This is a genomic window from Rhizobium sp. 05L429, assembly GCF_056397645.1.
The window spans coordinates 1-21,947 of sequence record NZ_JBFTNV010000058.1 but is presented as its reverse complement, the minus strand read 5'-3'; the positions used below and the strand labels follow the sequence as shown (position 1 = coordinate 21,947).

The following is a 21,947-nucleotide window of genomic DNA, read 5'->3' as shown; positions in this document are numbered from 1 at the left end:
CAGCGACTGCGTCGCCTTCGCCATCATGCCGACTTCGTTGTTCATGCCGGTATGCGGGATATCAAGGGAAACATTCTCGTCGGCAACCGCCTGAAGCGCGTTGTGCACGTCCTTCAACGGKTTCGATATGCCKCGGATGAAGTAGAAGGCGGCACCAATGCCGGCGACGAAGACGATGGCGCAGGCCGTGAGAGCCTTCCACATCGTCTCGTTGACCTTGGCCTGCAGGTCATCGAGATAAACGCCTGTGCCGACGACAATCTTCCAGGGCTCGAAAGCCTTTGAATAGCCGCCCTTGAGAAAGACCTGGTTTTCCGGCTGACCGGGCTTGGTCCAGTAGTAGTAGGTACGGCCGCCGCCGGCCTTGCCATGGTCGACGAGGGCCTGGCTGAATTTCGCGCCTGTCTTGTCGACCTGACCACTCATATCCTTGCCGAGATTGACCGGGCTCGGATGGAAGATCTGGATGACGTTGTAGTCGAAGCCGAAGAGATAGCCTGATGGCTGGAAGGTCACGCGCTTCAGGATGTCGAAGGCTTCGGCTTGGGCAGCCTCATGTGTCATCTGCCCAGCCTTCTCGCGTTCGTAGAAGGTGTTAAGGACGGAGATGCCCGATTCGACCTGCGTGCGAAGCATATCGAAGCGCTCATCATAGATCGCCTGCTCGGATGTACGGATTTCAAAATAGGTTGCGACTGCAAATGCGGCCATCAAAACACCGACCAGCGCGAAAAGCTGATGGGCAATCTTGAGCTTCTTCATGATTGACCTCACGGAAAAGGTGAAAAGCAATATCCCGGATCGGTCAACTCCCGACCTGCGCGCGAGAGTCGCGCGCCCAGCTAGCGCAATCATGCACTCTCCGGTCCTCCGTAAGTAAAATTATAATKAATGATTAAATTATCTTTTAACAAACACAGGACTTCTACTCGGCGCGCCTAGTAGAATTGACAGGTATCTTCTTGCAGACTTGTACAGGTTGCAACCATCAATAGTTGCAATCAAATAAATTAGCGCATACTTATTGAACAGAGAACAACACACCTGCGTCTCTTCAGGGGCACTTTCAGTCCACCATGGTGGGTCCGTGCAACGATCAAACTCTGATCGGGTGGATGCGATAAACCGGGTCAGAAACGGAGCTGGAAGGCGGAAGCGTCGAGAGGAACGGGTTGTTCCATGCCGGCAGCTATGGGTTTCGCACCGCCGCTGACCACGGCCGCCGTTGCCTCGTTGTCGATACCTTCTGCGGGCACGACCGGAGCGAGAGCCAGCATCTGTTCTGGGGTGGCTTTGCTCACAAAGAGAACGGGAGAGCCGCCCATCCAGTTTTCGGTGCGATAAATCTTCTTCTCGCCGTCGATGTCACGGACTTCGGCCTGCTGGAAAGCGCCGGGGCGCAGCTCCGGTACCGAATACTCCCTCTTGGAGGCTTCGGTCTGAGGCGGCGGGCAATGGCCGCAAGTTTCAATGATGATGCTGCCGGCTTCCTTCGGCTTGCTCGGCCCGATCACTTCGATCGAGGCGGCCATGGCGGAACCAGCCGCCAGCAGGAACACTGCACTGAGGAAAATCTGACGCATCAACGCTACCCCGGTCTCACTTGACAGCAGCGGCCGGAAAACGGTCCACCACTCTCCGTTTTTGTTCAAGCATCGGATTGTCCGAAAACCGTTTCACACTTTTCGGTCCGATGCATCAGGAGCCAAGATTAACGCAGCTTTGTTTCCATCCCGTCAGAAGAAAGGGTAAAAATTTAGCGAAACAGGCCGTTGTCTGCCCGTTTCCTATGCCTTTTCGCGTTCAACCGCGCGCCAGCCGATATCGCGGCGGCAGAAACCGTTTTCCCATTTCACCCCGCCCAGCAGGGCATAGGCGCGGTCCTTCGCCTCGCCGACCGTGCGGCCCGTTGCCGTCACGTTCAGGACGCGGCCGCCGGTGGCAACGAGCGCGCCATCCTTCAGCGATGTGCCGGCATGAAACACCTTCCCGCCCTCGCCGGCTTCCGGCAGTGCGAGGATCGGGGTGTTCTTCTCATAGGAGCCCGGATAACCTTTCGAGGCCATGACGACGGTCAGGGCGGGATCATCGCTCCATTCCGCCTTGACCTGGTCCAGCGTGCCGTTGGCACAGGCAAGCAGCAGCGGCAGGAGATCGCTCTTCAGCCGCATCATCAGCACCTGGCATTCCGGATCGCCGAAGCGGACATTGTATTCGATGAGTTCCGGCCCMTTGGCGGTGATCATCAGGCCCGCGAAGAAAACCCCGCTGAAGGCATGGCCGCTTTCGGCCATGCCGCGGATGGTCGGCTCGATGATTTCCTTCATCGTGCGCTCGGTCATCTCGGCTGTCATGACGGGTGCTGGCGAATAAGCGCCCATGCCGCCGGTGTTCGGGCCGGTATCGCCTTCACCGACGCGCTTGTGATCCTGCGCGGTCGCGAGCGGCAGAGCGCTCTGCCCGTCGCAGAGGCAAAAGAAGCTCGCCTCCTCGCCATCCAGATAGGCTTCGACGACGACTTCGGCCCCGGCCTCGCCGAAGGCACCCTCGAAGCAATCGTCCACCGCAGCCAGTGCCTCGTCCAGCGTCATGGCGACGGTCACGCCCTTGCCGGCAGCGAGGCCATCAGCCTTGACGACGATAGGGGCACCCTGCTCACGGATATAGGCCTTTGCCTTCGGGGCATTGTTGAAGCGCTGATAGGCACCGGTAGGGATATTGTACCGCGCGCAGATGTCCTTGGTGAAACCTTTGGAGCCTTCGAGTTGGGCAGCGCCCGCCGACGGGCCGAAGACCGCAAAACCTGCGGCCCGCAAGTCGTCGGCAATACCGGCGACCAGCGGGGCTTCCGGGCCGACGACGACGAAATCGATCGTCTTTTCGCGGCAGAAGGCGATGACGGCATCGTGGTCGTCGATATCAAGCTCAACCAGTGCCGCATGTTCGGCGATGCCGGGATTGCCGGGGGCGGCGTAGAATTCCGTCATCAGCGACGATTGCGCCAGCTTCCAGGCGAGTGCGTGCTCGCGTCCACCCGATCCGATCAACAGAACCTTCATGCCTGATCCCCTTGCTGCTGGTCTGGCCTGTTGGCCTGGCCTGTTGGTCTGGCGGTTAAGCATGAAGGCCCGAAAGGTCAAGCAGGAAAGCTTACCAGCCCCCACCTCCGCCGCCTCCGCCACCCCCACCGGACGAACCGCCACCTGAAAAACCCGAGGACGAGCTGGAGGGCGGCGGCGACGGAATGGTGGAGGCGATCGTCGAGGCCATCGATGACGAGAAGCCGCCAATGCGATCCGAAAAGCTGCCGCTGTTGAAATTGCCGGAATACCAGCCGGGGCTATAGGCTGCTGCAGCGGCCCCTGCGGCAGCGGCAGCCAGCCAGGTCTCGAAGGTGCGCGACCACGGCTTTTCGACACCGAGCGCTACGGCATAAGGCAGCAGCGTTTCGAAATGCTGCGGCGACATTTGCGGCGCCCCGGCCATGTTCATGCGGTCTTTTTCGGCGAGTGTCAGATATTGCCGCAGGCCGTCGACACCGGCGGTCATCTTGGCGCCGAGCGGCGTCGGCGCTCCCATGATGAAGAAATAGAGGATGTTGAACAGCACGATGCCGCCCACCGCAAAAAGCATGGGCGTTTCGTGGAATTCCATTAGCGAAGAGCCGAGCGCCAGCACGACGGTCGAGAGAATGCTCAATCCTACGAAGACCGCAATCGCGATCGCAATGACCACGAAAATCTTGCCTACAAGCGAGCGGCCACGGTGCAGCGCCTTCGCAAAACCTGCGACGAAGACGGACAGGAAAACGGAGATGCCGATGGGGATGATCATCAGCGCGATCGTATCCGGCTCCAGCGAGCCAAAGACGAAGAGCGCCACCAGGGCCGCGGCACTCAGGATCACGCCGCCGGTGATGTAGCCGGCATTGGAATTGTAATATTTGCCGCGATGCTCCCGTTCGATCGAGGAGCGGAAGCTCTGGCCTACGGATTTGACCTTCTCGCCGTTGGCCTTGTCGATAGTGAGTGCATCGCCGCTGCCGCCGACGGCCTTCAGGAGTTCCGCCTCGCCAGCCTGGAGCTTCTCCTTGCCGAGCGGCTTGTCGGTGCGGCGAATGATGATGGAGTCCTTGAGGTCGTCGAGCCTGACATAACCGCGCACGGCAAGATCGAGCGCCGTGGCCGAAAGAGCCGTCCAGCCCTGGCCGGAAAAGCCTCTGTTGTCGATGTAATTGACGAGGGCCGGAGAGATGCCGGATGGCGGATCCCAGCGCGGCACGACGATCTCACGCGCCGGATCGCGGCCAACCTTCAGCCAGGAGCGCGTGTAATAGAGGAAGACGAGGATGAGACCGCCAAAACCGATGAAATAGTCTCGGTTGTCGCTGAACCACCAGCTGCTTTCCTGATCGGCGCTCGGCGGATCGATCGCACCCTTCGGGAGTTTWGCGGCAAAGGTCAGCCCCTCCTCTTCGCCGAGGGGCGCGGTGGTCGCGACGACCAGGCGGCCGTCGTCTACGCTCGCTCGAGCATTCTTGCCGGTTGCACCGACGGGGCCAGTGAAGAAGGTGACATCTTCGGGCACAACGCCCTGTGGAAAGGTGACCGTCGCTACTGCAGAGCGGATCGGAAAAATCCAGCCGTTGCCGGTCACGTTCCAATAGAGCTCGTCATGATCGTCGAAGTAGCGGATCTGACGGTTCGTTTTGTAGGTGAAGACATATTGGTGGCGGCCGGGAGAGATCGTGACGTCTTCGGAGCCGGCATAGATGCGTATTCCGCCGGAAATGGATTCCGTATGCCAGGGTTCGTCCTGGCCGTCGCGCTTGACCGAGACGACGCTGAAATCGACGCTGCGGCGTCGGCCGCCCGCATCCCTGAAGGTCAGCGGAAAATCGCGGAAGATGCCTCGCCGGATACGGTCGCCCTCGGCATTGACGGTGATCGTTTCCGACACCGTCATCGCCCCGCTCTTTTCCAGCTGGATGGCGGAATCGAAGGAGGCGATGAATTCGGCGCCTATGGCTGCCCGTGCCGAAAGCGCGATCAGCAGTACGAAACAAATGCCGAAAAACCGCCGGACCATGTCCCCTCCCCCGGTTGCGGCTCAGCCCTGATTTGTTCAGGGCTCGTCCTTGTAGGTAACCCCCAGCTCCGCGAGCGTGCGCCAGTAAGCAGGGAAGGTCTTGCCGACACAATCGGGATCGAGAATGGTAATGCCATCGATCTTCAGGCCGGCAAGCGCGAAACTCATGGCGATGCGGTGATCGGCGAAGGTGTCGATTTCGGCCGGCAACGTTTGACCCGCAAGGTCAGGATCGGAATGGACGATCAGATCGTCGCCTTCCTCAACCGCCAGACCTTCGCGGATGTTGTTGAGCCCCGTGGACAGGGCACGGATACGGTCGCATTCCTTGACGCGCAGGTTGGCAATGCCGACGAAACGGACCGGCGTCTCGTTGAAAGCGGCGAGCACGGCGATCGTCGGGACAGCGTCCTGCATTTGCGAACCGTCGATTTCGGCCGGCAGGTTCGGGAACTTGGCGATCGTCTCGTAGGCCTTGGCATCCGGCTGGGTGAAAGCATCACTCGGCACGCCGAGATCGATCTTGCCGCCGCTCAGCACTTCGGCCGCCCAGAGATAGGTTGCAGCAGATGCATCGGGCTCGATGACGAACTCGGCTGCAGTATAGCCGGTCGGCTCGACACGCCAGGTCGCGGCATCGAGTTGATCAACCTTGGCGCCGAAGGCTTCCATGGCGGCAAGAGTGAGATCGACATACCCGCGGGCGCCGATGTCAGTGCCGGCAAGCGCAATCGTGACAGGTGCGTTGGCGCCCTGCTTGGCGAGCGGTGCAGCCATCAAAAGCGCCGAAACGTACTGGCTCGACAGCCCGGCATCGATCTCGACGCGGCCGGAGGCGAAATGGCCGTTGCCGCGCACGGTCACCGGCGGGCAGCCGGTCGGGGCTTCGGCATCCAGGCCCAGCGATTTAAGCGCTGCGACCAGCGGGCCGATCGGCCGCTTGCGCATATGCTCGTCGCCATCGACTACAACAGTACCCTCGACRGCGGCAACGGCAGCCGTCAAAAAGCGTGTCGCCGTGCCGGCATTGCCGAGAAAGAGCGGCACTTTCGGCTGATGAAGCTTGCCGCTGCCGGTCACCACGAAGGTCGTGTCGTCGGGCTCGTCGATCTGCACACCCATGGCCCTGAGCGCCTCGGCCATATATTTCGTGTCGTCGCTCTTCAGCGCGCCGGTCAGCCGGCTCGTACCCTTGGCGAGGCCCGCCAGCAGCAGGGCGCGGTTGGTAATCGACTTGGAGCCCGGCGGCACGGCACGACCGGCCAGCGGCTTGCCCGGCGGGATGATGGTGAGCTTGGCTTTACTCATTGCGCTTGTCTCTTTTGTCCATTGCAGCGGCCGTGCACGGCCATGTTGGACTGCTCATAGCAGTTTTTGTGCAAAGACAAAGGTCAGAACTTGACTGATGGTACGGCGCGATCGGCCTCGTTGGCGATTTCGAAATATTCGCGCTTGGCGAAGCCGAACTGGCCGGMGACGAGGTTCGAGGGGAAGCTCTCGACCTTGACGTTCAGATCGCGGGCCGCGCCGTTGTAATAGCGGCGCGCCATCTGGATTTCGCTTTCCATCGTTTCGAGCGAGGCCTGAAGCTCGGAGAAATTCTGGTTGGCCTTGAGGTCGGGATAGGCTTCGGCGAGCGCCATCACCCGGCCGAGCGCCTGGCCGAGCAGACCTTCCGCCTGCGCCCTGCCGGCAACATCGCCAGCGGGAACGGCCTGCGCCCTGTTGCGGAGCTCGACGACCTCCTCGAGCGTGGTCTTTTCATGGGCGGCGTAGCCCTTGACGGTCTCGATCAGGTTCGGGATCAGATCAGCACGACGCTTCAGCTGTACATCGATGCCGGACCAGGCCTCTTCGGCCATCTGCCGGGAACGGACGAGGCCGTTGTAGATGAAGATGACGTAGAGTGCGATGAGGACAACAACAGCGAGTATTATGTACATGCGAATGCGCTCCCAGCTCTGATGGTCGGACGTTAATGCTTCGACGCAGTAAAGTCATGATGGCACGGGAATGCTTCTGCCGATTTCGTGAGACTTTGAAGGCTGAGAGCTAGTTCTAGGATTTTTTCAACCAATCAGGAGCGTAGGCATCCATGTTCTCGCTCGCCAGCCACTGATTGAAACGCTCGGTCCAGCGTTTGTCTGCGCCAAATGCTATGGCGAATGGAAGGCAACGCTCGTAGCGTTCTATCGACATTTTCGGCCCATCTATCTTGCCGAGAAAATAACGATTTAGCGCCAACAGTTTGTTACGGAGCTGACGTTGTGTCGGTGTTGGCATGCGCTTCATCCTGAGAGCGACAACAAGTGCGGCAATATCAACGAGAATGGCCAGCACATATGGCCACTGTTCGCTGACAAGCTCGGCCGTGGTGATGTGGTACAGCGCAATAATCGCTAACACCGGTAGACCTACATATAAACCGAACGCGTCCTTAAAATTGTTGGGCCAATTGATCCGCTCCGGGCGCAGGATTCCCATCGCGACAAAAAGAGACATCAGCAATATACCGCATACTGCCACAGAATAGAGCAATAGACCCGAAAAATACGCAACCCCAACGCTAAGAACCAGGACAGAAAGTACAGTCAACAATTTACTGCGATCCACCCCACTACTTAAGCGCCCGTATTCCTCGACAACTTTCTTGTGCAGCTCTCCGTTCAAATTGTTCCAAGCGCGCATAATTCTGCGCCGATCATCGACAGGCTTTTCTTTCTCGATCTGCTCGAAGACCAGACGGCTGGCGGCCGGAAGACTATACCACCTGACACCAGTCACCTTGCCTTTTCGTGCTTTCTTGGCGGACAATTCCGAAGCCTCGGCGTCTTCATTCAGGCCGGAAATGCGGAACTTTCGCTTCACCGCGAGATGGCAGACAGAAGCCAGAAACGCGGTCTTTGCCGCGTCCTCCTTCCAATTCCAGAACAGATAGGCGGCCAGAGCAGGAGATGTGGTCCGTACCACTTTGGTATCGACGTCCGCCAAGTTCCCAGGCAACTGCCACTTGGATCGCAATCTCAATGCGACGAACAGGCCTGCAATCAACGGCCCCGCAATGCTTATGAAGATCAAAAAATGATCGGAGAGCCACCAGCGCGCTTGCGTCCCGATCGTCGCCTGCCGAAAAGTTCCTTTCGGATATTCGATCTCAATATCAGGTAGCACCCGGTCGGGCTCACCTGCAGCAATAGATACTTCGATCTCGCCGGGTACATTTTGCGTCATTTCATAAGCTGGAAGGTCAAGCTTCAAAGGGCGCAGCACTCCCCCGGGCGGAATCGTCAGAACAACAGTCTTCTCGGCGCTCCAGTCATGAACACGGCCCATATAGGCAGGCAGGACAAGAACCTGGCGATCGCCCTCTTCACGCACCAGACGGCCTAATTTGTAGATGATCTTGATATAGCTGACGCCGACTGGAATGTTGGTAGGGCAGCGCTTACAATGCTTCCTGCCGATATAGATCGAGTAGCCCGGTACATTCTGTTCTACAAAATGATGTTCTTCACGCCCGTCGTGTTGGGTAGAAAAAAGCTCGAAATCTCGCCGGTGAACGTTACCTGACGCATCCTTGAAGCGTTGCGGTATATCAGTGTAGACGCCACCGTAATTGGTCGACTTCTTGACGGCGATGGCGAAGTTTTCCGACACTTCAGCACTGCCGTCATCGGACACTTCGACCGTCGTCTTTACGGATTTGACAACGAACTCTGCGTCAAAATTGCCGCATGACGTCAGCAATGCGGAAAACACGCATAAAATAGTCCACGATGAGAGCACTCGGAGCAGTCCGCTCGGACAACTCGCAGATGAAATTCTAAAACAAACAGGCTTGCTCTTCAAAGGGCGTCCCGAATCTATACTTCAATTTTACCGCACAACGAGACAATGTAAGAGCGGTCCATGCAACGCAAAAGAAGCATGGTTCAAGAACCAGAGTTTTTTTCGGGACTGCTTTTAGGCCGCTTCTTTGGGGAGGTTAAAACCACCCGCATCCGTCAGCAGGAAGGCTTCGCCGCACGCCTTGGCGAGCGTGCGCACCCGCAGGATGTAGCTCTGGCGCTCTGTCACGGAGATCACACCGCGGGCATCAAGCAGGTTGAAGACGTGGCTGGCCTTGATGCACTGGTCGTAAGCCGGGAAGACGCATTTGTGCAGGCGCTGGTTGGCGTCGCCACCGGGCGCGCCGGCGGCGAGAAGCGCCTGGCATTCCTTCTCGGCATCGATGAAATGGCGATGCAGCATCTCGGTATTGGCGAATTCGAAGTTGTGGCGGGAATATTCCTGCTCTGCCTGCAGGAAGACATCTCCATAGCTGATCTTCTCGTCGCCTTCACGGCCGTTGAAGTTCAGGTCGTAGACATTGTCGACGCCCTGCACATACATGGCAAGGCGCTCGAGACCGTAGGTCAGTTCACCCGCAACCGGCGAGCATTCGATACCGCAAATCTGCTGGAAATAGGTGAACTGGGAGACTTCCATACCGTCGCACCAGCATTCCCAGCCGAGACCCCAGGCGCCGAGCGTCGKGCTTTCCCAATCGTCCTCGACGAAGCGGATATCGTGCAGCAGCGGGTCGAGGCCGATTGCTGACAGTGAACCGAGATAGAGTCCCTGCAGGTTCGGCGGGTTCGGCTTCAGGATGACCTGATACTGATAGTAGTGCTGAAGGCGGTTCGGGTTTTCGCCGTAGCGGCCGTCGGAGGGGCGGCGGGACGGCTGGACGTAGGCGGCCTTCCACGGCTTGGGCCCAAGCGCGCGCAGCGTGGTGGCCGGGTGGAAGGTGCCGGCACCCACTTCCATGTCATAGGGCTGCAGAACCGCACAACCCTTGTCCGCCCAGTAGTTATGCAGGGTCAGGATCAGCGCCTGGAAGGAGCGCTTCGGGTTCATATGGTCAGGAATAGTCGCGGACATGGAACGGCACCGATTGCTTGAAATATGTGCGCGACAGGTGCCACGGAGCACCGCAGGGGTCAAGACTTTTGCATTTTGTCCTGACAAGGCCAGCAAGCATCACGCCTGTCGACGCTATCGATCATCGCCGACAGCGCACAGAACATGCTTTCGGCCTACTCCTCTTCTCGTTTCAGGCGGTATTCACCGGTTGTMGGATCCTTCACCAGCGTGCCGATCGCACCGGTCTGGCGCTCCTTTTCGGCGCGACGGGACTTTTCGGCAAGCTTGCGCGCATCGGAGACGAAGCGACGGTAGAGCCACCACGCCGCGCAGACGAGGATCAATAACGTGATAAGCTGTGCCATGTCCCCTCGTTTCTCCCCCTCAAAGCCCGAAACGGCTCCACAATGCCCTCTCTTCCGCCGCTTCGACAAGCCCCGATGCAAGACCGGACGCCGCGCCTTCAAGCGAGACCGGCGAGACACCGGGAATGCGGCGGCCGAGCAGCCCGCGGGCGGCCGTGACGAGCTGCAGCTTCGTTTTCTGGCCGTAGCGTTTCTTCAGTTCCTGGCGCATGTCGCCGAGCCCGTCAACGAGGCCGAGCTCCAGGCCGCGCGTACCGCTCCAGAAGAGACCGGAGAAAACCGTCGCATCATCCGTCAGCTTGCCAGCGCGGCGCTCGCGCACCATGGAAATGAAGACCTGGTGGATTTCGAGCTGCAGGCTCTTCAGATATTCGATGTCCTTTTCCTTCTCCGGCTGGAAGGGATCGAGGATCACCTTGTTTTCGCCTGCCGTATAGACACGACGCTCGACACCGATCTTCTTCAGAAGTTCCGGAAAACCGAAGCCGCCCGAGACGACGCCGATCGAGCCAACGATGGAAGTCGGGTCGGCAATGATCTCATCGCCCGCCAGCGCAATCATATAGCCGCCAGAGGCCGCAACGTCCTCCACGAAGACCAGCACCTTCTTCTGCTTTTCGCGCGCTAGCTCGCGGATGCGCCCGAAGATGAGCCGCGACTGGACGGGCGAACCGCCCGGTGAATTGATGGAGATGGCAACGGCGGGCGTGTCCTTCATGGAAAAGGCCTTTTCCAGGACCGGCGCGACATTGGCGAGATTAAGGGTCGGACGGAACTGACCACCGCCGCTGATGATCGCGCCTTGCAGCCTGACGACGGGGATGACGATCCCATCCCTGCGAAACCGCTTCGGCATCAGCTTTCTCAAAAATCCAGCCATTTCTCTTCCTTAACATAATCGGCGGCGCCAGCATGCACATGCACATTACAAGGGCATTGCATGTATGCGCTGCAACGACAAACGCAATGGCTACGCTCCCAAAACATCGCCTCTCCACTTTCCTGTTGCGAATGACTTGCATTATCATTCTAATCAGTCATAGTGCCGGCATGGCAAACAGGTGAAAATGGCATGGACATCATAAATCCGAATGCAAAGGGCGGCTGGCGGAGCGAGCGCGGGGAAGCTTCACTCTCCGACGTCTACCGTACGGTTGGCACGGGGCCGCACAGCTCCAAATGGCGGCGCGCTGCCGCCTTCCTCGGCCCCGGTTACATGGTAGCGGTCGGCTACATGGACCCCGGCAACTGGGCGACCTCGCTCGCCGGCGGATCAAAGTTCGGTTATGCGCTTCTCACCGTCGCACTGCTTTCGAACATCATGGCCATCGTGCTGCAATCGCTCTGCGCGCGTCTTGCAATAGGCTCCGGCCGCGATCTGGCGCAGGCCTGCCGCGATGCGTATCCGAGCTATGTCGCCGTGCCGCTTTGGGCTTTTGCTGAAATCGCCATCATCGCAACCGATATTGCCGAGGTGATCGGCACGGCGATCGGCCTCAATTTGCTCTTCGGCATTCCGCTGGAAATCGGCGTGTTGATAACAGCGCTCGACGTGTTCGTCATCCTTCTCCTGCAGAGGCTCGGCTTCCGCTGGATCGAGGCCTTCATCATCACACTGCTCGGCGTCATCGCAGTCTGCTTTGCGATCCAGATCTTCCTTGCCGACCCGCAATGGGGCTCCGTCATCAGAGGCTTCCTGCCTACGCCCGAAGTCGTCACAAATCCGGAAATGCTCTATCTGGCGCTCGGTATTCTCGGCGCGACCGTGATGCCACACAACCTCTACCTTCACTCCGGCATCGTGCAGACACGCTCCTACGGCCATACCGTGCCTGAGAAGAAGGAAGCGCTGACCTTTGCGACCATCGACTCCACCGTGGCGCTCTGCTTCGCACTCCTGATCAACGCCTCCATCCTGATCCTTGCCGCAGCCGCCTTCAATGCCAACGGCAAGACGGATGTGGTGGAACTGGGCGAAGCGCATTCGCTGCTTTCGCCGCTGCTCGGCCTTGCGATTGCGCCCACGCTCTTCGGTATTGCGCTACTCTGCTGCGGCCTGAATTCCACGGTCACCGCCACGCTTGCCGGTCAGATCGTCATGGAAGGCTTCCTGAAGATTCGCCTGAAGCCGTGGGTACGGCGGTTGATCACTCGCGCCATCGCCATCGTCCCCGCCGCCTTCGTGACGATCTGGTATGGCGACCAGGGTACGGCTGAGCTGCTGATCCTCACCCAGGTGGTGCTCAGCCTGCAGCTTTCCTTCGCCGTCTTCCCGCTGGTGATGTTCACAGCCAGCAAGGCGAAGATGGGCGAACTAGTTGCCCCGAAGTGGCTCAGCGGCATTGCCTATGTGGTCGCTATCGTGATCGCCGGCCTGAACGTCAAGCTGCTCTTGGACTTCGTAACTGGCGGCTAGTTTCCCGGAATTGTTTTTGTTCTCGCGCAATTCCGAACGGAAAACCGCAGCACACTTTTCGTGGAACTGCTTTAAAGCCTGGCATAGGCCACGCGGCCATTGTTGAAATCATCGACGAGAGGGGAGAACTTGTGGCTCCCCTCTTCGTGCATGATGAGGGGCGCGCGCAGCGAAAGCCTTGCCCGCGAGCCCTTGATCGCCGTGACGAGAATGCGGACGGCATTCTCGCCTTCACGTGGATGAATGGCGGTGATCTCGATGCCGCCGAACCGCCTGCCGCAGGCGGCGATGATCTCGGCGATCGATTCCGGCCGGGCGATCAGCGACAGTTGTCCGCCCGGTACCATGATGGCACCGGCGGTGCGGATCCAGCTTTCGAACAAACCATCGGTCATGGCATGGGCCTCGGCCTTCAGCGCATCCGGAGTCCTGCGGTCGCCGGCATCGTTGAAAGGTGGGTTCATCATAACGTGATCGAAGCTCTCGTCGATCAGGCCGGCATCGTTACGTGCCTTGGCGGTCAGCGTCACGTCGGCTTCGACGACTGAGACGCGGCCGGTCATATGGGCATTGTCAGGCAGCTCGATGCTGCGGCGGGCGTAGCTTGCCATCTCCGCCGAGCGCTCGAAAAGCACAACCTCGGCCTTCGGAAGACGGGAGGCGACTGCAAGACCGGCCGCGCCTGCACCGGCGCCGAGATCAGCCACCTTTACGGGGCGATCATCGGCAACGAGGGCGGCCAGCAGCATCGCATCCATGCCGGCGCGATGTCCCCTGCCCCTGGGCTGGACGATATGGAAGAGGCCGCGATGGAAGGCATCTATGGTTTCGGTCGCCGCCTGCGTCATCTTTTCACTTCCGCTCGCGAAGTTCGTCGCCGAGACCGGCGTCGATCAGGATGCGGCGGGCTTGATCGGCCATCTTCTCGTCGACCAAAAGGCGGCGCGGCAGCATGCCGAGCGAGCCTTCCAGCACGCTCATGCCCTGATCGGCGATGAAGCACGCAATTCCCGCATCCTTCATGAGGCTCTCGGCAAAAGAGAGCAGAACGGGATCGTTTGCGCGGATAAGCTCATGCATTTGCCGTCATTTTCCCTTCCGAATTTGCTTGCAGCGACAATTCACCCCTTGCCGCCTCCATCGCCCCTTTCTATTGTCAAAGGCAACGAATGAACAGGAGTCCGGGTCGTTGGGCGTGGTCATACCGCTTGAAGAAAACAAAAACAAACTGGCTTCCATAAAGCCGCTGGTGGACCTCACCAAGACGGATATGGAGCGGGTGAACCAGCTTATCCTTTCTAAGGCCGGCTCCGATGTCCAGATGATCCCGGAGGTGGCAAACCATCTTATCTCCTCCGGCGGCAAGCGCCTTCGGCCAATGCTGACGCTCGCTACGGCCTCGCTCTTCGGCTACAAGGGCGAGAACCACATCAAGCTCGCCACATCAGTCGAGTTCATGCACACGGCAACGCTGCTGCACGACGATGTCGTGGACGAAAGCGACCTGCGCCGCGGAAAATCGACCGCCCGCACGATCTGGGGCAACCAGGCAAGCGTTCTCGTCGGCGACTTCCTGCTCGGCCAGGCCTTCCGCATGATGGTGGAAGTCGGCTCGCTGGAAGCGCTCGACGTGCTTTCTTCCGCGGCCTGCGTCATCGCCGAGGGCGAGGTGCTGCAGCTGTCCGTTGCCAAGAACATGGAAACGACTGAAGACGACTACCTCTCCGTCATCCGCGCCAAGACGGCAGCCCTCTTTGCGGCCGCTGCCGAAGTCGGACCGATCGTTGCCGAGACCAACAAGTCCGGCCGCAATGCGCTGAAATCCTACGGCATGAACCTCGGCCTCGCCTTCCAGCTCGTCGACGATGCGCTGGACTACGGCGGCAAGGCKGCCGATCTCGGCAAGAATGTCGGCGACGACTTCCGCGAGGGCAAGATCACCCTGCCCGTCATCCTCGCCTATCGCCGCGGCACGCAGGAAGAGCGCGCTTTCTGGCGCGATGCGATCGAAGGCGGCAACAGCAGCGATGCCAATCTGGAAAAGGCTCTCGGCCTGATCACCAAATACGGTACGCTCAACGACACGATCCAGCGTGCCGTCCATTACGGCACGATCGCCCGGGATGCGCTCGCACCGCTGCCGGACAGTGCCTGGAAATCGGCGCTGATGGAAGTCATCGACTTCTGCATCGAGCGCGTGAACTAAAGCGTGTCACGATATCCGGGATTTGCTTGACGTATGTCGTTATCGCAAAACCGCCGCGCCCTCTTGCGCGCGCGCTTTAATCAAACGTCCTTGAACGAGGGCTGAATTTCTTGCAGGGCCGCTTCAAAAAAGCCATCCTGTTATGAATCAGTGTTTGCAACTGATTTTGCGGTCGACGTGTTCAGCTGGCCGTCCCTGAAGAAAGGTTTTCTAATGCGGCAGAGATTTGTCACCCGTCTCCTTTCGAGCGCAGCCCTGGCGGCGGTCCTTTCGCTCGGCGGAATCGGCGGCGTGAACGCCGAAGACGCGGCCAAGGCGGATGATGCCGGCAAGACCGTGACCTTCGATCCGGACAGCGTTTCCACCTTCTCGGGTGCGTTCCTCGCTGCCCGCACGGCCGATGTGGATCACGACTATCCGACCGCGATCGAGCTCTACAAGAAAGCCTTGCAGATCGAGCCGGGCAATCCGGAAATCCGTCAGCGCCTGATGATCTCGCTGCTGCTCAACGGCGACATCAAGGATGGCGTGAAATATGCCAACGACCTGAAGGGTGACCCGACCGTCGAGCGCATCACCACGATCGTGCGCGGCATGGATGCGATGCGCCGCGGCGAATTCAAGACCGCGGAATCAATCCTGAAATATGACGGGCCGAACGATCTCGACCGCATGATGAACGACCTTTTGCTGGCCTGGGCACGCGTCGGCGCAGGCCGCGGCAAGGAAGGGCTCGCCATGGTCGAGAAGATGAAGGGGCCGGATTGGGTCCGCATCTTCCAGAATTACAATGCCGGCGCGATCGCAGTCGTCAATGGCGACGTCAAATCCGCCCGCCAGCACCTGAACGATGCCGTGCTTGACAAGGAAGGCGGCGCCACTGCGCCTGATACCTTCATGCGCGCCATCATGGCGCTCGCCCGCCTCGAAGCCTCGCAGGGCAACAAGCAGAAGGCGCTCGACGCCGTCTCGGTCGGCGATAACCTGCTGCCAAACTACGCACCGTTGAATGCCTTGCGCGACAGCATCGAGAAGGGCGAAAAGCAGGAACAGCAGGTCAAGAGCGCCGAAGAAGGTGCTGCCGGCGTGCTCTTCTCGGTCGGCGGTGCGCTGAACCGTGACGGCGCCGAAGACATCGTCTCGCTCTACCTGCAGACCGCCAACGCGCTTGATCCCAACAGCGCCGACACGCTGGTATTGCTCGGCGGCATTGCCGAAAAGCAGAGCCAGATGGACCGCGCCATCGCGCTTTATCAGAAAGTGCCGGCGAATTCTCCGATGCGCCGCATCTCCGAACTGCAGCTCGGCCTGGCGCTGGCCCAGGGCGGCAAGGTGGATGACGCCCGCAAGCATCTGCAAGCGCTGATCGTCTCCGACCCGAAGGATATCAGAAGCTATCTTGCCTATGGCAGCGTACTGTCCGACGCCAAGGACTATCAGGCGATGGCCGACAATTATGACAAGGCCGTCGAGGTGATTGGACCGCTGCCGGGCCGCGCCGACTGGAGCGTCTTCTTCCAGCGCGGCATCGCCTATGAGCGGCTGAAGAAGTGGGATCAGGCGGAGCCGAGCTTCCGCAAGGCGCTGGACCTTAATCCCAACCAGCCGCAGGTTCTGAACTATCTCGGCTATTCCTGGATCGACATGAACCGCAACCTCGACGAAGGTCTTGAGATGATCAAGAAGGCCGTCGAGCTGCGCCCTGACGACGGTTACATCATCGACTCGCTCGGCTGGGCCTATTTCCGCCTCAACCGCTTCGACGATGCTGTCGATGAGCTGGAGCGTGCCGCCCAGATCAAGGCAGGCGACGCGACGATCAACAACCATCTCGGCGACGCCTACTGKCGTGTCGGCCGCAAGCTCGAAGCCGTCTACCAGTGGAACCGCGCTCTCGCCTCCGAACCCGAGGAGGCCGAGATCCCGAAGATCAAGGAAAAGATCGCCAACGGCCTGCCGGCCCAGGATGACGACTCCAAGGCTGCTGACAAGAAGCAGCCGGACCCTCAGCCGGTGCCGCCGCCGCCGGTCGACAAGAAATCCTGAGGCCGCATGCCTGAAACGGGCATACTGCTTTCCGTAACAGGCGATTTCGCCGTTACCGAAGATGCCTGCGCAAAAATCAATCTGGCCCTGCATGTGACGGGCCAGAGGCCTGATGGCTATCATCTTCTCGAAATGCTGGTGACATTTGCGCGGTATGGCGACCGGCTGAACTTTGCGCTCGCAGACGCCGACGATTTTACGCTTTCCGGCCAGTTCGCCGATGCGCTGGCCGATGATCCCGGCACCAATCTCGTGCTGAAGGCGCGCGACCTGCTGCGGGAGGCGGCAGGCGGTGCTCCGCCCGTGCGCATCCATCTGGAGAAGAACCTGCCAGTCGCCTCCGGCATCGGTGGCGGTTCAGCCGATGCGGCAGCGACGCTGCGCGGGCTGATGCGCTTGTGGGATGTGGCGCTACCGGCCGAAATCATCGCCACCCTGGCGCTGAAACTTGGGGCCGACGTGCCGATGTGCCTGAAAAGCACGCCGCTGATCGCACGCGGTATCGGCGAAAAGATAGAGACGGCCGATGCCCTGCCCTCCTTCGCCATGGTGCTCGCCAATCCGCTGAAAGGCGTTTCCACACCCGAGATCTTCCGGCGGCTTGTCAGCAAGAATAATCCTCCGCTGGTCCTGATGAAGACGCCGCACTGGATGGAAGCCATACGGGCGACACGCAATGATCTTGAGCTGCCAGCACGGGAAATGGTTCCCGAAATCGCGGAGATTTCAGACATGCTCGCGGCAGAAGGCGCGCTTTTCACCCGCATGTCCGGCTCTGGCGCGACCTGCTTCGGCATCTTCGAGACACCCGTTGCTGCGCTGCGCGCCGCTGAGCATCTTCACGCGGCCCGCCCGGACTGGTATTTCCAGTCGACGGAGACTTTCGCAGGAGGTGCATGATGGCAGGCCTGGACGAAAAACGAGCTTTTGTACCCCTCGGCATTGCGGTTCTGACCGTTTCGGATACGCGCACGCTGGCTGACGACAAATCCGGCGATACGCTGGTGGCACGGATTGCGGAAGCCGGGCATCAATTGGTCGACCGCGATATCGTGCCTGACGACCGCGAGAGGATCACCGCACGCGTACGCGCCTGGACTGAAGCCAAGGAGATCGACGTCGTCATCACCACGGGCGGGACCGGCTTCACCGGTCGCGACGTGACGCCCGACGCGCTGGAACCGCTCTTCGAAAAGCGGATGGACGGGTTTTCGGCCGTGTTCCATCGTATTTCCTACGACAAGATCGGCACTTCGACGATCCAGTCGCGCGCCACGGCAGGTGTCGCCAATGCCACCTTCATCTTCGTGCTGCCGGGCTCGCCGGGTGCCTGCAAGGACGCGTGGGACGGCATCTTGAAGGCGCAGCTCGACTACCGGCAGATGCCCTGCAATTTCGTGGAGATCATGCCGCGTCTGGGCGAGCACCTGAAGCGCGGCGCGACGAAATAGACCGGCTACAAGTGCGGCATTCCCTATGTCGCAAGGCCCGGCAGGGTGGGCATCGTTTCCCAGCTGTCACCAGACAGCAGCACGCAGCTTATGCCGTGAACATCCGTGACGACGAGCGTCCAGGTGCCGCTTTCGGCGGCATATACCTCAAGAACGGCGTTCTGGTCGATCAATCCGACGGCCGTGAGCTTTTCAGCAAAATTGCTGTTCAGGAAATTGACGATCTCGGATCGGCCTGCGCAACTGCGCATCATCTGCGATGCTGCCGGATGCGGGTGCGCGATCACCAACATCGTCAACATGACCGCCAGCAGGCCGTGGACCATATCGCGTAGCATGACGCACCTCCTTTCGCCGGGAACCCGGCAGAAGAGGAGATTTTCGCTGACCTGTTCCGCCGTTCACCGGCATCCATGGCCATCCGTTACGAAGCGAGGCGCTTCGGCGGCGCCATAGCCAAATTATAGCGCGAAACCCTATTGGGCGCCATCTTTTCGCAATGTCGAGGAATACAGCAGCTACCGCGCAGCGCGGGCGACCCACGAGGGAATCAATTCGCTGGAGAGCCGGTGCGGCTTCTGTGCCTTGACGAATTCGGTAAGGCGCATGCCGCTCGTTGCGGCTGAAATGGCAAGTTTCTTCGGAATGAGCAGGCCGAGTTCCAGTGGCGGCCTAACACGACCGACTCGCTGGAAGAAGGGGCGGCGATAGCCGCGCGAGGCGGTAAAGCGTGCGGGGACCTTGTTCAACGCCACATATTCCGAGACCTCATCGATCCACCCCGCTTGCGGCCTCGCACCCGGCTCGACGAAGAGCAGCCATTCGCCGCGGGCTGAACGGATGATATCCTTGATATCCCACTGCGAATGGAAACGGCAGCCGGCTGCATCCGCCACCCGCGAGGTGCCGTCGCGCGAGCCGTGATCGAGCACGACCACATCGCTGACGAGGCCTTCCACGGCGCCTGCCACCAATGCCGATAGAGTCTGGGCCAGCTCAGGTTCCTGATCCTGGCATTCAAGAACGACGGTCAACATTGCCTGTTTATAGAGCGCCGCACAAAATTTTGCCAGCGCGACTTTCCCCATTTTGTTCTTGTATTGTTCACGTTTTGCGGATAGGAATTTAATCATCAAAACGAGCGGGATCGAGCGTTTTCCGCCGCTGGAGAATCCGATGAGACCAGAGTCCCTTGCAGGGCAGGACGCATTTGCGCCTGCCAATACGGCAGATATTGCCGACGCGATGATCGCGACCTCCGGGCTGCGCATCGAGGTTGACCGACGGCGCGGTCGTGGCGCGGGATTGAACCCCAGCGGCCGCTTCGAGCCCATGCAGCGCGAGACCTTCGACGACGGCTGGCAGAGCCTGGAAGAACTGCCGCCCTTCAGGACCGAAGTGCAGATCGAAAAGCCACGCACCGCTATCACCCGCAATGAGTCTCCCGATCTTTCCTTTGACCGATCGATCAACCCCTACCGGGGCTGCGAGCATGGCTGTATCTACTGCTTTGCCCGACCGACGCATGCTTATATGGGTCTTTCGGCAGGGCTGGATTTCGAAAGCAAGCTCTTCGCCAAGCCGGATGCGCCGAAGCTTCTGGAGCGCGAACTCGCCAAGCCGGGCTATAAGGTCCGCGTCATCGCGATCGGCACCAATACCGACCCGTATCAGCCGATAGAGAAGGAATGGCGCGTCATGCGGCAGCTCCTCGAAGTGCTGAACAAGGCCAATCATCCCGTGGCGATCGTCACCAAGTCGGCGATGATCCTGCGCGACCTCGATATCCTCACGGAGATGGCGGCAAAGAACCTCGTTCGTGTCGGCATTTCGGTGACGACGCTCGACCGCAAGCTTGCGCGCCTTATGGAGCCGCGGGCATCGACACCGACGCGCAGGCTGGAGGCGATCCGTATGCTTTCCGAAGCTGGCGTGCGCACGTCAGTGATGGCCGCGCCGGTCATCCCCGCGCTCAACGACCACGAGCTGGAACGCATCCTCGATGCCGCCAAGGCGGCGGGTGCTGAAGAAGCGAGCTATGTGCTGCTGCGGCTGCCGCTCGAGGTGAGCCCGCTGTTCCGTGACTGGCTGCTGCAGAATTACCCTGATCGTTATCGCCATGTCATGTCACTGGTGCGCTCGATGCGCGGCGGCAAGGATTATGACGCAGAGTTCGGCAAGCGCATGAAGGGTGCGGGACCCTATGCCTGGCAGATCGCCCGCCGTTTCGAGATGGCGGCAAAGCGGCTTGGGCTGACCCGTCGAAGCCTTGCTCTGCGCGACGACTTGTTTGTGCCGCCMAATGGCAGCGGCGTGCAGCTTTCGCTGCTCTGACTGATTGTTTTCACGCAATTCCGGACGCGAAACCGCTGCGCACTTTTGCTGGAATTGCTTATGAGCTTGCGTAAGGCGTGAAGGAAGACCTGCCCTGCGTCTTCTGCCTTGCGCAATTCCCGCGGATGGCCCTGACCGCACCATCCGCCKGACCGCCCCCGGCCGTCGCCGCCCTGATCCGGGGGCTTGCAGGAAATCGGGTTGGCGTGCGAGGTTCAACCGCATGAAACGTCGCACGTCACCCGATTCTCCTCTGCTCTTTGAAGAGGTCCCCCTCGTGCCGGATTTCCGGCTTGAGTTGAAAGCCCGCAAGGCTGGCCACTGGCCTGTCGCGGGCGCAGATGAGGCCGGACGCGGACCGCTTGCCGGACCTGTCGTTGCTGCAGCCGTGATCCTCGATCCCAAGCGTATCCCCGAGGGGCTTAACGATTCCAAGCAGCTTTCGGCGCAGCGGCGCGAGGAGTTGTTCGTCCAAATTCTTGCGACCGCAACAGTCTCCATCGCCTCCTCCAGCTCCACACGCATCGACGAAACCGATATCCGCAAGGCAAGCCTTGACGCCATGCGCCGCGCGATCTGCGGCCTTGCCATACAGGCAGGTTATGTGCTGACGGATGGGCTGGATGTGCCGACAGGGCTCGACTGCCCTGGGCAGGCCGTGGTGAAGGGTGACGCGCGATCCGTTTCGATCGCGGCCGCCTCCATCGTGGCAAAGGTTACGCGCGACCGAATGATGGCGCGGGCGCATCTGGTGTTTCCCGAATATGGTTTTGCCGCTCATGTCGGATATGGCACGGCGCAGCATCGTTCCGGCATCGAGAAGCACGGGCCGTGCACCCTACACCGACTGAGCTTCCGGCCACTCCGCAAGGACGGCGTCGTGGGAGACGTGAATGGGGGAATGCTGGAGGAGTAAACTCCAGTGCGATATCCGCCTCGTCTTTGCGAACCACAGGGGGCGGGACACCATTTGCATCATATAGAGCGTTTCTGAGGTAGGTTCCTACGGAGCGGCTCTCTTTGCGGCGCGGCGCAGCCATTATAAGCTCACACATCACGCCAATCACGCAGCATCTGCCAAAAACAAAAAGCCCCACCGAAGCGGGGCTTTCCAATCCTATCAGAGCTGTAGCTCA

General features: G+C 60.0%; 21 protein-coding genes. 7 read left to right on the top strand and 14 right to left on the bottom strand.

Annotated features, from left to right (window positions below; genetic code table 11):
• From AC1DNW_RS34775 to AC1DNW_RS34730, 10 genes are all read right to left on the bottom strand, one after another.
• A partial coding sequence (locus tag AC1DNW_RS34775) for a cache domain-containing protein (RefSeq protein ID WP_477855681.1) occupies positions 1-762 on the bottom strand: 762 nt, incomplete at its 3' end.
• A gap of 368 nt (positions 763-1,130) precedes the next feature.
• Positions 1,131-1,583: a plant virulence effector HPE1-like domain-containing protein gene (locus AC1DNW_RS34770; RefSeq protein WP_113312130.1), complete on the bottom strand. Its 453-nt coding sequence runs from the start codon at positions 1,581-1,583 to the stop codon at positions 1,131-1,133.
• Between the two features lie 204 nt (positions 1,584-1,787).
• Complete coding sequence (gene purD, locus AC1DNW_RS34765; RefSeq protein WP_477855680.1) at positions 1,788-3,059, bottom strand: phosphoribosylamine--glycine ligase; 1,272 nt, start codon at positions 3,057-3,059, stop codon at positions 1,788-1,790.
• Between the two features lie 91 nt (positions 3,060-3,150).
• Positions 3,151-5,088, bottom strand: a complete 1,938-nt coding sequence (locus tag AC1DNW_RS34760; RefSeq protein WP_477855679.1) for a DUF2207 domain-containing protein — start codon at positions 5,086-5,088, stop codon at positions 3,151-3,153.
• Positions 5,089-5,124: 36 nt separating this feature from the next.
• Positions 5,125-6,396 (bottom strand): 3-phosphoshikimate 1-carboxyvinyltransferase, encoded by a 1,272-nt coding sequence (gene aroA / locus AC1DNW_RS34755; protein WP_113308204.1) that lies wholly within the window; start codon positions 6,394-6,396, stop codon positions 5,125-5,127.
• An 83-nt stretch (positions 6,397-6,479) separates the two neighbouring features.
• Entirely contained in the window at positions 6,480-7,031 is a 552-nt protein-coding gene (locus AC1DNW_RS34750; protein WP_477855678.1) for a LemA family protein, read from the bottom strand.
• Between the two features lie 115 nt (positions 7,032-7,146).
• Entirely contained in the window at positions 7,147-8,847 is a 1,701-nt protein-coding gene (locus AC1DNW_RS34745; RefSeq protein WP_477855677.1) for a DUF2207 family protein, read from the bottom strand.
• A gap of 204 nt (positions 8,848-9,051) precedes the next feature.
• Positions 9,052-10,011: a glycine--tRNA ligase subunit alpha gene (locus AC1DNW_RS34740; protein ID WP_477855676.1), complete on the bottom strand. Its 960-nt coding sequence runs from the start codon at positions 10,009-10,011 to the stop codon at positions 9,052-9,054.
• 155 nt (positions 10,012-10,166) lie between these two features.
• Positions 10,167-10,358: a hypothetical protein gene (locus AC1DNW_RS34735; RefSeq protein ID WP_113295170.1), complete on the bottom strand. Its 192-nt coding sequence runs from the start codon at positions 10,356-10,358 to the stop codon at positions 10,167-10,169.
• Between the two features lie 19 nt (positions 10,359-10,377).
• Positions 10,378-11,238, bottom strand: a complete 861-nt coding sequence (locus tag AC1DNW_RS34730) for a S49 family peptidase (protein ID WP_113308202.1) — start codon at positions 11,236-11,238, stop codon at positions 10,378-10,380.
• 192 nt (positions 11,239-11,430) lie between these two features.
• Here AC1DNW_RS34730 and AC1DNW_RS34725 point away from each other — a divergent pair, with 192 nt between their 5' ends.
• Entirely contained in the window at positions 11,431-12,774 is a 1,344-nt protein-coding gene (locus AC1DNW_RS34725) for an Nramp family divalent metal transporter (RefSeq protein WP_113308201.1), read from the top strand.
• Positions 12,775-12,845: 71 nt separating this feature from the next.
• Here AC1DNW_RS34725 and AC1DNW_RS34720 read toward each other — a convergent pair whose 3' ends face one another.
• The gene (locus tag AC1DNW_RS34720) at positions 12,846-13,622 is read right to left on the bottom strand and encodes a methyltransferase (protein ID WP_113308200.1); all 777 of its coding nucleotides are present in this window, start codon (positions 13,620-13,622) and stop codon (positions 12,846-12,848) included.
• 4 nt (positions 13,623-13,626) lie between these two features.
• Positions 13,627-13,854: a putative signal transducing protein gene (locus AC1DNW_RS34715; protein WP_113295166.1), complete on the bottom strand. Its 228-nt coding sequence runs from the start codon at positions 13,852-13,854 to the stop codon at positions 13,627-13,629.
• 109 nt (positions 13,855-13,963) lie between these two features.
• Here AC1DNW_RS34715 and AC1DNW_RS34710 point away from each other — a divergent pair, with 109 nt between their 5' ends.
• The 4 genes from AC1DNW_RS34710 (at position 13,964) to moaB (ending at position 18,477) form a co-directional block, all read left to right on the top strand.
• Positions 13,964-14,980: a polyprenyl synthetase family protein gene (locus tag AC1DNW_RS34710; protein WP_113295165.1), complete on the top strand. Its 1,017-nt coding sequence runs from the start codon at positions 13,964-13,966 to the stop codon at positions 14,978-14,980.
• Positions 14,981-15,193: 213 nt separating this feature from the next.
• Entirely contained in the window at positions 15,194-17,026 is a 1,833-nt protein-coding gene (locus AC1DNW_RS34705) for a tetratricopeptide repeat protein (protein WP_477855675.1), read from the top strand.
• A 6-nt stretch (positions 17,027-17,032) separates the two neighbouring features.
• Complete coding sequence (locus AC1DNW_RS34700; RefSeq protein ID WP_113308198.1) at positions 17,033-17,926, top strand: 4-(cytidine 5'-diphospho)-2-C-methyl-D-erythritol kinase; 894 nt, start codon at positions 17,033-17,035, stop codon at positions 17,924-17,926.
• Positions 17,926-18,477: a molybdenum cofactor biosynthesis protein B gene (gene moaB / locus AC1DNW_RS34695; RefSeq protein WP_113308197.1), complete on the top strand. Its 552-nt coding sequence runs from the start codon at positions 17,926-17,928 to the stop codon at positions 18,475-18,477. The genes AC1DNW_RS34700 and moaB overlap by 1 nt, the downstream gene beginning before the upstream one ends.
• Before the next feature lie 23 nt (positions 18,478-18,500).
• Here moaB and AC1DNW_RS34690 read toward each other — a convergent pair whose 3' ends face one another.
• Entirely contained in the window at positions 18,501-18,815 is a 315-nt protein-coding gene (locus AC1DNW_RS34690; RefSeq protein WP_113308196.1) for a hypothetical protein, read from the bottom strand.
• A gap of 180 nt (positions 18,816-18,995) precedes the next feature.
• Positions 18,996-19,514, bottom strand: a complete 519-nt coding sequence (locus AC1DNW_RS34685) for a glycosyltransferase family protein (RefSeq protein ID WP_113308195.1) — start codon at positions 19,512-19,514, stop codon at positions 18,996-18,998.
• Positions 19,515-19,653: 139 nt separating this feature from the next.
• Between AC1DNW_RS34685 and AC1DNW_RS34680 the strand changes: the two genes are divergently transcribed.
• Both AC1DNW_RS34680 and AC1DNW_RS34675 read left to right on the top strand, forming a co-directional pair.
• On the top strand, positions 19,654-20,811 hold the full coding sequence (locus AC1DNW_RS34680) for a PA0069 family radical SAM protein (protein WP_113308194.1): 1,158 nt from the start codon (positions 19,654-19,656) through the stop codon (positions 20,809-20,811).
• A 223-nt stretch (positions 20,812-21,034) separates the two neighbouring features.
• The gene (locus AC1DNW_RS34675; protein ID WP_113308193.1) at positions 21,035-21,727 is read left to right on the top strand and encodes a ribonuclease HII; all 693 of its coding nucleotides are present in this window, start codon (positions 21,035-21,037) and stop codon (positions 21,725-21,727) included.
• The last annotated feature ends 220 nt before the right edge of the window (positions 21,728-21,947 follow it).

Bases quoted from the DNA above. Each gene is read 5' to 3' on its own strand.
- AC1DNW_RS34770 (WP_113312130.1), bottom strand. From the start codon at position 1,583: ATGCGTCAGATTTTCCTCAGTGCAGTGTTCCTGCTGGCGGCTGGTTCC.
- AC1DNW_RS34730 (WP_113308202.1), bottom strand. From the start codon at position 11,238: ATGGCTGGATTTTTGAGAAAGCTGATGCCGAAGCGGTTTCGCAGGGAT.
- AC1DNW_RS34725 (WP_113308201.1), top strand. From the start codon at position 11,431: ATGGACATCATAAATCCGAATGCAAAGGGCGGCTGGCGGAGCGAGCGC.
- AC1DNW_RS34720 (WP_113308200.1), bottom strand. From the start codon at position 13,622: ATGACGCAGGCGGCGACCGAAACCATAGATGCCTTCCATCGCGGCCTC.
- AC1DNW_RS34715 (WP_113295166.1), bottom strand. From the start codon at position 13,854: ATGCATGAGCTTATCCGCGCAAACGATCCCGTTCTGCTCTCTTTTGCC.
- AC1DNW_RS34700 (WP_113308198.1), top strand. From the start codon at position 17,033: ATGCCTGAAACGGGCATACTGCTTTCCGTAACAGGCGATTTCGCCGTT.
- moaB (WP_113308197.1), top strand. From the start codon at position 17,926: ATGGCAGGCCTGGACGAAAAACGAGCTTTTGTACCCCTCGGCATTGCG.
- AC1DNW_RS34690 (WP_113308196.1), bottom strand. From the start codon at position 18,815: ATGCTACGCGATATGGTCCACGGCCTGCTGGCGGTCATGTTGACGATG.
- AC1DNW_RS34685 (WP_113308195.1), bottom strand. From the start codon at position 19,514: ATGTTGACCGTCGTTCTTGAATGCCAGGATCAGGAACCTGAGCTGGCC.
- AC1DNW_RS34675 (WP_113308193.1), top strand. From the start codon at position 21,035: ATGAAACGTCGCACGTCACCCGATTCTCCTCTGCTCTTTGAAGAGGTC.